We start from the raw sequence: 12,007 nt of genomic DNA, 5'->3' as shown, positions 1-12,007 counted from the left end.
GACAGCATGCCTTACCTGCTTGGATGGCTACTTGGCATTCCACTTGTAGTGCTCGTGATTTTGTATCTCATCTTCCATTAAGCATGCTTAAGTATGAGCTACGGAAGGGCCATGGGGTCGACAAAGCGGCGCCAAGCCTAACTGCGCGCGATATCCGGTTTGCGCAGCGCCTTCGCTCGGAAGCAGTCGACGGCAGGTCGGTGTCGCGGGCCTGATGCAGCCAAGAACGCAGCTTATCGACGCTCAGCGATTTCCCAGTCCCGTGAGTCACCTACCCGGTCGCTCGGACCATTCTCGATGAAGTCGTCCTGGAAGCTTTGGCCAATCAGCTCATCGTAATTTCTGGGCTCGCTACTTACGATGGCTCGGAACATTTGGATCAAAGCGTTGCCGTCTTGCAGATGCGCAACGACGACCCGAGCAGTGCGAAGTGAAATAGATTCTCGGAAGGGCGGCGCAGCACTTCCATCATGCAATTCAAATGCGAAACGGTGGACCTCCTCATGCCCCTCCGGAGGTCTTGTATGACCCAAAACAGTTGCTCTCATGTTCTTGCTTCGAGAAATCTTTTTCCGAAGAGATAAGCAAATTCGGCGCCTACCCTTCGGGTTACGCAAAAGCCTTGTGCGAATACGCCCGGGCCCCCGTTAAGATGCAAGGTCTTGTCTTCGTCATTTCCTGCGGGGGGCGCGACGTCGCCGCTTCGACGCAAACGGGGGTCTGCGTCGGTACGCCTAGCTGGCGCGCGCGTCGTTGGAATGCCTTTCTTGAGCCACGTTTGGGCGAACCTGGGATCGCTGAGAAGCTCTATCACCCTCGAAATTGCATCTGGCGTCTCTATCTGGCGCGCAATCTCAGGCGGCACTGCGCCGCAGGCGATGAGCACTCCCTTGCCGCTTACCACCTCATCAATGGAACTTACTCTGTATGAGAGCCGCAGCCGGAAAGCCGATCGTGAGCCAGCCTCTGGCGAGTATGCAAGTCGACCATCGAGTCCGCTTCGTTTAAGTCGGCCCAGACGGAAATGAATTCTGGCGCGGTGGTCTCCTTAAGGTTCCGCTGCGCGGTCAAGGCCTTCATTCACCTTTCGAAGTGAATGGTCGCTTGGATCGATTAGGGAGCACAGAACACGCTTGCCTCCGCTTTAGCAAATGCGGACCTCCCCGTGCCATACGCCCAACGAGATGTGGGGAACCGATGGGGTTCGCATCCAAACCGTGGACGATGGTCTGGTGTGGGTCTTCGCGGGCGTCGATGGTGTCGCTGAGAGGTTCGATTGGACCATGAAAGTACAAGCGATTCACGGGCGTATCTTGCTATCGTCATCGAACAGCAGGGTCGGCCCGGTTCAGGCCTCCTTTTTTACATACGCGCTGCACCAGCCGTCTGCGGCACCAGCTTGCCTGCAAATATTTGACGTGGCCCACTTACGTCGCCTAGCGTTTGGCCGTTCCCGACCTTCGGCGGAACTCATAGTTTCGCAGAGCAGATCCCTCAGATCAAATCGCAACGATCATGCTCGGGACCGGCTCGGCCTAGTCAACCGAGAAGTCGGCCGGTTATGCGGCATCGTGTTCGAGTTTGAGTCGTGAGCGCATCCGAAATGAGGGTTCGCATGGTGCCGGTTGGATGCTGCCTTCGTTAACGCCACCACGTCATGGCGCCCGAACGCCTCGAACTTCTGCTTCCGTTCGCGGCTGCCGACCGACGTCTTCACTGTGAAATAACTTGACAGGAGCGTGAGGCAGGGGCCTTCCTTCAACGTAAGCGGTGCCCGGCAGGAGAAAAAGCAATTTGGCGCTTCAAGACGGTCGAGGCAGGATTGACAATTCACAAGTATTGGCCGTCAGCATGTCCAAGTTGCAAACTCACGCCGCAATGCACTCAGAGCCCCTATCGAAGGATCGCGAGATGGGAACATGAGAGGGTACTTGAGGACATGCAGCGTCGCCTTGATAAGAATCCGAATACTGCAAGACTGCGACGACAGACGGTCGAACACCCATTCGGTACGCTCAAGTTCTGGATGGGATCCGCGCACTTCTTGATGAAGACCCTCCCGCGCGTGCGAACCGAGATGAGCCTTCCCGTCTTAGCGTACAACCTGCGGCGAGCAATCAGTATTTTTGGCGCGTCGTCGTTGATCGAAGCGATGAAGATATGAAAGCAAGCGGCGAGTCGCCTTGATCGAAAGCGAGGCGGATTTTCTTTGGCGACCGCACCTATCCGACCGCTCGTCGATTGACCAGGTCCGTCCGTCTGCCTCGCCGAGAAGCCTCACTTGTTTTCGCACAGCCTCGGTCGGCAGGAGGCATTGAAACGGCTCGTTGAAAGGCAACAGCGCGGGAGTTTTAAAAGCAATAGCCCCTTTGCACAGCCTTGCTGGATGAGCCTTTACGGCAACACACCGCTAGGTGCCTACTTGTACTTGATTTCGTAGGACCAGTCACCCTTCGCGGGGTGTCGTTCCACCAGCGTAGCAAGTTGCGGTTCGATCACGCGGGGCCGTGCCGGTGAGTCCTCGTGCACGGACCGCTTTGGCCGTGTCTTTAAGCTGCTCGATTGCATGACTGCAATAATTAACCGTCGTGATGGCATCGGACATGGTCAAGACTCTGCTCTTTTTCAAAGCGGTTCGATAATTAATATCTGGCCCGCGATGGAAGTTCGCCGAGCATCGCTCGCGAGAACATGCCACGGTCCGAACGTTCGGGAACGTTTTCAGCAAAGAAGATAATTGATTTTCGCGACACGGTCGCTCGCCCCCAAACGATGAATACGTTCAACGTTGTGCGAAAGAGGAACGGAGTGGATCTGAACCGACAAGTCAGACCGGCGCGCTGATGCGCGCGAGTCCCCGAGACCATCAAGATGGATGAGAACGACGATCGGCGGATCGTCGTCTTACGACAGTGCTTCCGACGGCGCAACGCCATCCCTTCAAGGCACAAAGGCTTCCGTTTCCACACGTCGACCAAGCAGGAATGCGTCAGCGACCAGACGCAGGGGCCGCACGTCGACATCATGCGAGTGCTCGCTAATAAGCGCGTGAAAACGCTCGTACAGTGCGCGGTACTCCCGCTCTGGTTGAAGAGACACCGGTTCGCCGGAGATAACCAGACGCTTTCCCCCTTCGCGAATGGATAGCAGTCCTGCATCCGTTTCCACGTCGATGTCCCATTGTTCGACGGGACCGTGACGCCAGTCGAATTCCGCAGTCACAGGTGCTCCATTCGTATCAATGCAGTCGAGCTCGGCAGCGATCGGGGTATGCGCATTACGCGGCACGACAAGTTGTGCCCCGCGCAATAGCACTTCGCCAGGCAATATTTCAGTGACGATCGACAAAGCATTGATGCCCGGATCGAAAACGCCCAACCCCCCCGGTTCCCAGATCCATTGTTGTCCCGGATGCCAGCGTCGCACGTCCTCTTTCCAGCGTGTTCTAACCGCCTGAACCTGCCGGCCGCTGAGCCAGGCACGAGCCGGCGCAACGGCGCTGGCGTAGCGCGAGTGCCAGGTCGCGAACAGAGTCAAGCCATTGGCGCGTGCGATCTCATGCAAGGCATTTACCTCGCCCAGGTTTGCGCCCGGCGGCTTTTCCAGCATGACGTGCTTGCCCGCTTCGAGTGCTCTGCGTGCCAGCGCATATCGTCCCTGCGGCGGAGTACAAAGGGAGACGGCATCGACTTCAGGTTCGGCGTTCAGCAAAGAATCGATGTCGCGATAATTGCGTACATCTTGTACCTCCGCGTGCTGGCTTGCACACGCGACAAGCCTGAAGCCGGAACTATCGGCGATGGCCGGCAAATGTTGATCGCGCGCGATCTTGCCAATGCCTATGACGGCAAGAGAAAACACTGAGGTCATGTCTGATTGTCTCGGAGAGATGATGTCTGCTGTCAGGCCCAGCGCAGCACGAGCGGATCGAGCCGTCGGGCAATGTCGATGAGTTCCGCCCGCGTTTCCGGATGCATCGCCGGCAGCGGGTGACGCGGACTTTCGCACGCGATGATCCCGCCTTCCTTCATCAGCGCCTTTGCCGTGAGCAGCCCTGCCTGTCGGTTCTCGTGGTTTATCAGCGGCAGCCAGCGCTGATAATGCGCGAATGCTTCATCGCGCTTGCCTTTATGGTACGCCGTGAGGATCGGGCGAATACCATCCGGGAATCCACCACCGGTCATCGAACCTGTTGCCCCGGCATTCAGATCCGCAAAGAGCGTGATCGCTTCTTCGCCATCCCACGGACCTTCGATCGCCTCGCCGCCGAGCCGGATCAGCTCGCGAAGCTTCGCGGCCGCACCGGGCGTCTCGATCTTGAAGTACGAAACCTGTTCGATTTCCCGCGCCATGCGCGCCAGGAACGTCGCGGAGAGTGCGGTCCCGCTCGCGGGCGCGTCCTGAATTATGACGGGAATCGTCACGGCATCCGACAGACGCGCGTAGAACTCGAATATCTGCGTTTCCGGAACGCGGAACGTCGCGCCGTGGTACGGCGGCATCACCATCACCATCGATGCGCCCATCGACTGGGCCTTGCGGCTGCGTTCGATGCAAACGTCGGTGCTGTAATGGCTCGTCGTCACGATGACGGGTACAGCGCCCTTGACGTGCTCCAGAATCGTACGTGTCAGGAGTTCACGCTCCTCATCCGCGAGAGCGAACTGCTCTGAAAAATTCGCGAGAATGCACAAGCCGTCCGAGCCTGCGTCGATCATGAAATCGACAGCCCGCTTCTGGCTGTCGAGATCGAGCGCGCCAGATTCAGTGAAAGTGGTCGGCACCACTGGAAAAACACCGCGATAGCGCGGCGTGCGTTGAGTAGTCATTGCGTGTTATCCGACAAGGTCTGGTTCGATTGTTAATTCGAAGAACGTAAGTGCGCTAATGCGAATGGCGCGGCACCGCCGCACCGCGGCAACCTACTAGGAAGTCGAGATCGCACCCTTCGTCGGCCTGCAAGACATGATCGACGTAGAGCCGCGCGTACCCCCCATAGCCATGCACATGCGGTGGCTGATGGTCGCTCATGCGGCGCGCGAGTTCTTCGTCGCTGATGTCGAGATGCAGCGTGCCCGCGTCGCAATCGAGTTCGATCCAGTCGCCGTCGCGCACGGCGGCAAGCGGCCCGCCCGCCGCCGCTTCGGGCGCGACGTGCAGGAGCACCGTGCCATACGCGGTGCCGCTCATGCGTGCGTCGGAGATGCGCACCATGTCCTTCACGCCCTGACGCAGCAGCTTCGGCGGCAAGCCCATGTTGCCCACTTCCGCCATGCCCGGATAACCCTTCGGGCCGCAATTCTTCAGCACGAGCACAGAGTCCTTGGTCACTTCGAGCGATTCATCGACGATGCGCTCCTTGTAATGCTCCAGGTTCTCGAACACGACTGCGCGCCCGCGATGTTTCAGCAGTTCCGGGCTCGCCGCCGAAGGTTTCAGCACCGCGCCGCGCGGCGAGAGATTGCCGCGCAGCACGCGGATGCCGCCATCGTCGATCAAAGGATTGTCGAGCGTGCGAATCACTTCGTCATTCGTGTTCGGCGCGGTCTTCACGTTCTCCCACAGCGTCTTGCCGTTGACGGTGAGCGCATCGGGATGCGGGAGGAGATTCCCTTCTCCAAGACGGCGCAGCACGGCCGGCAAACCGCCCGCGTAATAGAACTCTTCCATCAGGAAACGGCCCGAGGGCATCAGATCGACGATGGTCGGCGTATCGCGCCCGATGCGCGTCCAGTCTTCCAGTTCCAATGGCACGCCGATGCGTCCCGCGATCGCCTTTAAATGAATCACCGCATTGGTCGATCCACCGATCGCGGCGTTCGTGCGGATCGCGTTCTCGAATGCCTCGCGTGTGAGTATCTTCGAGAGCGTCAAGCCCTCGAGCGCCATTTCGACGATGCGAATGCCCGACATATGCGCGAGCACGTAACGGCGGGAATCGACGGCGGGAATCGCGGCGTTGTGCGGTAGCGACGTGCCGAGCGCTTCGGCCATGCACGCCATTGTTGATGCGGTGCCCATCGTGTTGCAGGTGCCAGCGGAACGCGACATGCCCGCTTCCGCCGACAGAAACTGATGCAGATCGATCTCGCCCGCCTTCAGCGATTCATGCAGTTGCCACACCGCCGTGCCCGAGCCGATGTTCTTGCCGTCGAGCTTGCCGTTCAGCATCGGGCCACCCGTGACGACGATCGCGGGCACGTCGCAGCTTGCCGCGCCCATCAGCAGCGCAGGCGTGGTCTTGTCGCAGCCGGTGAGCAGCACGACCGCGTCGATGGGATTGCCGCGAATGGCTTCTTCGACGTCCATCGCGGCGAGATTGCGCGTAAGCATCGCCGTCGGACGCAGATTCGATTCGCCATTGGAGAACACCGGAAACTCGACGGGAAAGCCGCCCGCTTCGTAGACGCCTCGCTTCACGTGCTCGGCGATCTTGCGGAAGTGCGCATTGCACGGCGTCAGTTCGGACCATGTATTGCAAATGCCGATGATCGGCCGGCCGTCGAATTCGTGATCGGGAATGCCCTGATTCTTCATCCAGCTTCGATACATGAAGCCATTCTTGTCGTTGGTGCCGAACCATTGAGAGGAACGGAGCGTGCGTTTTTTGTCAGACATGGATGTTCTCGAGGATGAAGGCAAGATTCGCGGAGAAGATTAGCCGCGCCCAGACATATTGGTCCAATCACTTATTCGGCGATCCCGATACCAGGATCGATATACGGGAAAACGCGCATCTCGTCACTCGCTCAATGCTCCCGCCGGAACGCCATAGACTTCGGCGGCAGCATCGCGCAACGCATGCAACACGACGGACGCCGCCGGCGACAGCGCATGATCTTGTCGCGTGATGATCCCGAAGGCGTCCATCCCGCAAGACAAATCGATCGCGAGACGCCTCAAGGTTCCGAAGTGCTCATACTGCCGGGCGACTTCATCCGGCACGACGGCGAGCATGTCGCTTTGCAGCAGCAAGCTCGAGATCGCAAGAAAGTTATTGGTGTTCACGACGTTTTGCGGCGGATTCAGCCCAAGCTCGGCGAAAGCCATATCGATGCGATGACGCAGCACACTGCCGGGCGGATGCAAAACCCACTCCGCATTCACGATGTCGCGCATGGTAAGCTCCGCGGTGTCTTCCAGCGGATGTCCCGGCCGCACGACCACGCAAAGCGGCTCATCGGCGATCGGCGCGTACTGCACCGAATCTTTCAATTGCCCATGTTGTTCGTGCACGCGGCCGATCATGATGTCGAGCTGACCCTGCGCCACGAGCGGCAGCATCACATCCGATGTCTCCACCTGCAACCAGATCTGCAACAGAGGGTACTGTTCCTTCACGCGACCAATGGCGAGCGGCACCATCCTCGCCGCCGCGGCCGCGATCACGCCGATATGCACCTGCCCCACGAGCCCGACGCGCAGCGCGGCGATCTCCTCCTGGGCCTTGTTGAGATTCGACAGAACCATGCGCGCGTGGCGGATCATCACTTCGCCGTATAGCGTCGCGTGCATGCCGTGCGGCGTGCGATCGAAGAGCCGCACCTCCAGCACATCCTCGAGTTCCTTCAACAGTCGCGATGCGGCGGGCTGCGTCATGCCGAGCACATCGGCCGCGCGTCGCACGTTGCCCTCCTCTTCCATCGCGGCAAGCAACAACAACTGGCGCGTCTTGAGGCGCGCGCGCACAAACCAGTTCGAATATCCCTGTCCCAACGTTGCACTCCGGTTTTGTTTTTCCAACTTGCTCGACATACCCGCTTTGGTATCGATGCTGGCAAAAAAGTGATTGGAAAGGAATCGGGGGCTTCCTTAGAATCCGACCGTCGATCTATCCATGACTCGAAAACGCGCCTCGACATGAAACGCGAATCTCATCTTCCTCCGGTACTGAAGCACTATGTGAACGGCGGCTGGACAACCAGCGCGACCACGGGTGTTTCCGTCAACCCGTCGGATCTGGATGAGCCCGTTGGCGAATACGCGCGCGCCGACGCCCGGATGGTGGACGCTGCGGTCGACTCGGCGAGCGCTGCCTGGCGCGTTTGGTCGCGGGCCAGCGCCGCCCGCCGTGCGCGCGCGCTCGATGCGATCGGCAGCGAACTGCATGCGCGTCGCGCGGAACTGGGTTGTCTGCTAGCGCGCGAACAGGGCAAGACCTTGCCCGAAGCAATCGATGAAGTCGTTCACGCCGGTCAGGTCTTTCAAGTTTTCGCTGAAGAAGCCGCGCATCAGCCGGGCGAACCGCTGGGCGTCGTTGCCGTCATCACGCCGTGGAGTTTTCCACTGGCGATCCCCGCCGCAAAGATCGCCGCTGCACTCAGCGCGGGCAATTGCGTGGTGTTCAAGCCAGCCGAGGTTGTCTCGGGTTGTGCGTGGGCGCTGGCGGACATCATCGACCGTTCTGGCCTGCCAGCCGGGGTTTTCAACCTCGTACTGGGCAGCGGGCGCGTTGCCGGGGCGCGTCTGGTGGCCAATGAGATGGTTCGAGCGGTGAGTTTCAGCGGATCGGTAACGACCGGGACGAGCGTATTGCGAGCCAGCGCCGCGCGTCTGATGAAGGTCCATCTGGACACGGGAGGACATAGTGCGCTGATCGTGTTGAACGATGCAAACCTGAGCACGGCCGTCGATGCGACCATCCAGAGTGCGTACGGCCTGAACGGGCAGCGTCATGCGGCGGCGTCAAAGCTGATCGTCGAACGGGGTATTCGACATGCGTTCACCGATGCACTGCTCGCCCGGCTTTCCGCGCTTCGCATCGATCATGCGTTGAGAAAGGGAACCGATATCGGTCCCGTGTCCAACGACAGCCAGTTGCAGCGCAATCTCAATGCATCCGCGATGGCGATAAAGGAAGGCGCGACGCTGATTCATGGCGGTCGCGCAATCGAGCGCGAGACGCGAGGGTATTTCATGGAGCCAGCGTTGCTTCTCGGTTGCCCTGAGATGCAAATCGCTCGGGACGATATCTTCGGACCGGTCGCGGTTGTCCTGGCCGCCGATGACTACGCCCACGCTCTGGATCTCGCGAATCAAACGGCATCGGGTCTTCCCGCGCCATGCACCGGGCTCTGCACGACGTCGCTCAAACATGCGCGGCATTTCCGTCGCCACAGTCATAGCAACAGGGTAACGGTCAATCGGCCGACCACGGTGGCAATCGGGTCAGGCGCTGAATGCCGTCTCAGGTCAACTACGCTTCGCCAATCGGCACGCCTCTGTTGATGCAGCAGAAGCGGGCTCCTAAGCAGTCATGCATCAATTAAAACGTGAGACACCAGGAGACAACATGAAATCGCTAAAAGCAATCACCGCTACCCTCGCGCTGGCTCTTTTTGCCACTGCACCCTATGCCAGCGCCGAGGACAAGGGCGTCGTAGGCATCTCGATGCCCACCAAATCGTCTTCTCGCTGGATTTCCGACGGTCAAAGCATGGTCGATGCTTTCAAGGCCAAGGGTTATCAGGCGGATCTCCAGTATGCGGAGGACGAAGTCCCGAACCAGATTGCCCAGATCGAAAACCTCATCACCAAGGGCGTGAAGATTCTCGTCGTCGCGCCGATCGACGGCACCACCCTCTCGAACACGCTGAGCAAGGCCCAGGCGCGCGGCATCAAGGTGATCTCGTACGACCGCCTGATTCGCGGCACCAAGGACGTCGACTACTATGCGACGTTCGACAACTTCGGCGTCGGCGCGATGATGGCCGACTCGGTGGTCAAGTCGCTCGACCTGAATAACCGGAAGACGCCTGCGAACGCCGAAATCTTCGCCGGTTCGGCTGACGATAACAATGCGCACGTCGTCTATGACGGCATGCTGTCGGTCATCAAGCCGTACATGGACAACGGCAAGCTCGTCGTGCGCAGCAAACAGCTCGCATTCGACAAGGTCGCCACGTTCCGCTGGGACGGCGCAACGGCTCAGGCCCGCATGGACAACCTCCTCTCCGCGTATTACGGCAATGCGCACGTGGACGCCGTGCTGTCGCCGTATGACGGCATCAGCGTCGGCATCATTTCGTCGCTCAAGGGGGTCGGCTATGGTACGGCACAGCAACCCATGCCCGTCATCACGGGACAGGATGCCGAAATCCCGAGCGTGAAAGCGATCATTCGCGGCGATCAGAAGACCACCGTTTTCAAGGATACGCGCGAACTGGCAAAAGCCACCGTCGAAATGGCTGACGCGGTGCTCAACAAGAAGACCGTCCCGGTGAATGACACGAAGACCTACAACAATGGCGTGAAGGTCGTTCCCACCTACCTGCTCAAACCCGTTCTGGTCGATAGCGGCAACTGGAAGACGACCCTCGTCGCGAGTGGCTATTACAAGGAAGCCCAACTGAAGTAAGACCCGGTTGCGTCGTCATCGCACAGGCTTGCGCGATACGAACGGGCTTCGAATGATTTGCCGGCAGGGCATCCGTCCGGATGCGCCTGCCGGCGTCCAACGCCACTGGTTAGAAGGTCATGGATACGATTCTGGAAATGCGCGGAATTCAGAAGAGCTTTGGCGGCGTCAAAGCTCTGAACAACGTGAATCTATCGGTCCGCGAAGGCCAGATTCACGCGATTTGCGGAGAAAACGGCGCCGGCAAATCGACACTCATGAAGATCCTGAGCGGGGTTTATCCGCATGGGACTTATGAGGGAAAAGTCGTCTATCGCGGAGAGGAACGCAAATTCGCCGGCATCCACGATAGCGAACGCGCGGGCATCATCATCATTCATCAGGAACTGGCGCTGGTTCCGATGCTCTCCATCACCGAGAACATTTTCCTCGGCAATGAACAGGCAAAGCGCGGCGTGATCGACTGGGAGTCATCCTTCGCGAGGACCAGACAACTGCTCGCGAAAGTCGGCCTCAGCGATTCGCCCGATACGCCGGTCGTCACGCTCGGCATCGGCAAACAGCAACTGGTCGAGATTGCCAAAGCGTTGTCCAAGGAAGTCAAGCTCCTGATTCTCGACGAGCCGACCGCGAGTCTCAACGAAAAGGATAGCGACACGCTGCTTACTCTCCTGATGGAGCTGCGCGAACGGGGCGTGACCGCCATCATCATTTCGCACAAGCTAAATGAGATCTCGCGGGTGGCCGACGCCATTACCGTCATTCGCGATGGCTCGACCGTCGACGAACTCGACTGCAAAACGCAAACAATCAGCGAAGACCGCATCATCAAGGCGATGGTTGGACGCGAGATGAACGATCGCTATCCGCCGAGAACGCCGCAGATCGGCGAGACGATGTTCGAGGTCAACGACTGGAGAGTGCGTCATCCAAGTCAGACAGACCGTATCGTCATCAAGGGTGTGAACTTCCATGCGAAGCGCGGCGAAGTGGTCGGCATAGCCGGACTGATGGGCTCCGGACGCACGGAACTCGCCATGAGCGTGTTCGGCCGCTCTTACGGCAAGAGTATTTCAGGCTCCGTCAGGCTGAACGGAAAGGAAGTCGACGTCTCCACGGTGCCGAAAGCAATCAGGCACGGACTTGCGTACGTGACCGAGGACCGCAAGGGCGCAGGTCTGCTTCTGGACGACAACATCAAGCAGAACATCTCGCTTGCCAATCTCAAGGCGATTTCCCGCTTTTCGATCGTCGACGAGCATAAGGAAAACGCGATTGCGCTGGACTACAAGAAAAAGCTGCGCATCCGATGCCACGATATCCGTCAGAAAGTGGGCAATCTCTCCGGCGGCAATCAACAAAAGGTCGTGTTGAGCAAGTGGCTGTATTCGGCACCCGAAGTGCTCATCCTGGACGAACCGACACGCGGCATCGACGTGGGCGCGAAGTACGAAATCTATACGATCATCAATCAGGCGGCCAGTGACGGCAAATGCGTCGTCATGATTTCTTCCGAGATGCCCGAGTTGCTGGGTATGTGCGACCGAATTTACGTCATGAACGAGGGCTGCATCGTCGGCGAAATGCCAGGCGCCGAAGCGAGCCAGGAAAAAATCATGCGTGCCATCATGAAAAACGGAGCCAACTGAA

At 59.0% G+C, this 12,007-nt stretch carries 7 protein-coding genes and 1 pseudogene; 4 read left to right on the top strand and 4 right to left on the bottom strand.

Annotated features, from left to right (window positions below; all coding sequences use genetic code 11):
• Nucleotides 1-1,768: 1,768 nt before the first annotated feature.
• A pseudogene (locus tag NK8_RS33190) lies at nucleotides 1,769-2,164 on the top strand (transposase); the annotation flags it as partial.
• A gap of 776 nt (nucleotides 2,165-2,940) precedes the next feature.
• On the opposite strand, the gene NK8_RS33185 reads toward NK8_RS33190, so the two are convergent.
• From NK8_RS33185 to NK8_RS33170, 4 genes are all read right to left on the bottom strand, one after another.
• Complete coding sequence (locus tag NK8_RS33185) at nucleotides 2,941-3,870, bottom strand: Gfo/Idh/MocA family protein (protein WP_213233701.1); 930 nt, start codon at nucleotides 3,868-3,870, stop codon at nucleotides 2,941-2,943.
• A gap of 32 nt (nucleotides 3,871-3,902) precedes the next feature.
• Complete coding sequence (locus NK8_RS33180) at nucleotides 3,903-4,829, bottom strand: dihydrodipicolinate synthase family protein (protein WP_213233700.1); 927 nt, start codon at nucleotides 4,827-4,829, stop codon at nucleotides 3,903-3,905.
• A 55-nt stretch (nucleotides 4,830-4,884) separates the two neighbouring features.
• Nucleotides 4,885-6,618 carry an IlvD/Edd family dehydratase gene (locus NK8_RS33175; RefSeq protein WP_213233699.1) on the bottom strand — a complete coding sequence of 578 codons (1,734 nt, stop codon included), beginning with the start codon at nucleotides 6,616-6,618 and terminating at the stop codon, nucleotides 4,885-4,887.
• Nucleotides 6,619-6,741: 123 nt separating this feature from the next.
• Entirely contained in the window at nucleotides 6,742-7,716 is a 975-nt protein-coding gene (locus tag NK8_RS33170) for a LysR family transcriptional regulator (protein WP_213233698.1), read from the bottom strand.
• A 15-nt stretch (nucleotides 7,717-7,731) separates the two neighbouring features.
• On the opposite strand from NK8_RS33170, the gene NK8_RS33165 reads away from it, so the two are divergent.
• The 3 genes from NK8_RS33165 to mmsA all read left to right on the top strand — a co-directional run bounded on the left by NK8_RS33165 (nucleotide 7,732) and on the right by mmsA (nucleotide 12,006).
• Entirely contained in the window at nucleotides 7,732-9,228 is a 1,497-nt protein-coding gene (locus tag NK8_RS33165; RefSeq protein ID WP_225936591.1) for an aldehyde dehydrogenase family protein, read from the top strand.
• Nucleotides 9,229-9,292: 64 nt separating this feature from the next.
• Nucleotides 9,293-10,357 carry a multiple monosaccharide ABC transporter substrate-binding protein gene (chvE, locus tag NK8_RS33160; RefSeq protein ID WP_213233697.1) on the top strand — a complete coding sequence of 355 codons (1,065 nt, stop codon included), beginning with the start codon at nucleotides 9,293-9,295 and terminating at the stop codon, nucleotides 10,355-10,357.
• A 119-nt stretch (nucleotides 10,358-10,476) separates the two neighbouring features.
• Nucleotides 10,477-12,006, top strand: a complete 1,530-nt coding sequence (gene mmsA / locus NK8_RS33155; protein ID WP_213233696.1) for a multiple monosaccharide ABC transporter ATP-binding protein — start codon at nucleotides 10,477-10,479, stop codon at nucleotides 12,004-12,006.
• The last annotated feature ends 1 nt before the right edge of the window (nucleotide 12,007 follow it).

Source organism: Caballeronia sp. NK8 (genome assembly GCF_018408855.1).
Lineage (GTDB): Bacteria > Pseudomonadota > Gammaproteobacteria > Burkholderiales > Burkholderiaceae > Caballeronia.
The sequence above is the reverse complement of the archived record's forward strand: the minus strand, read 5'-3'. Positions and strand labels throughout refer to the sequence as shown.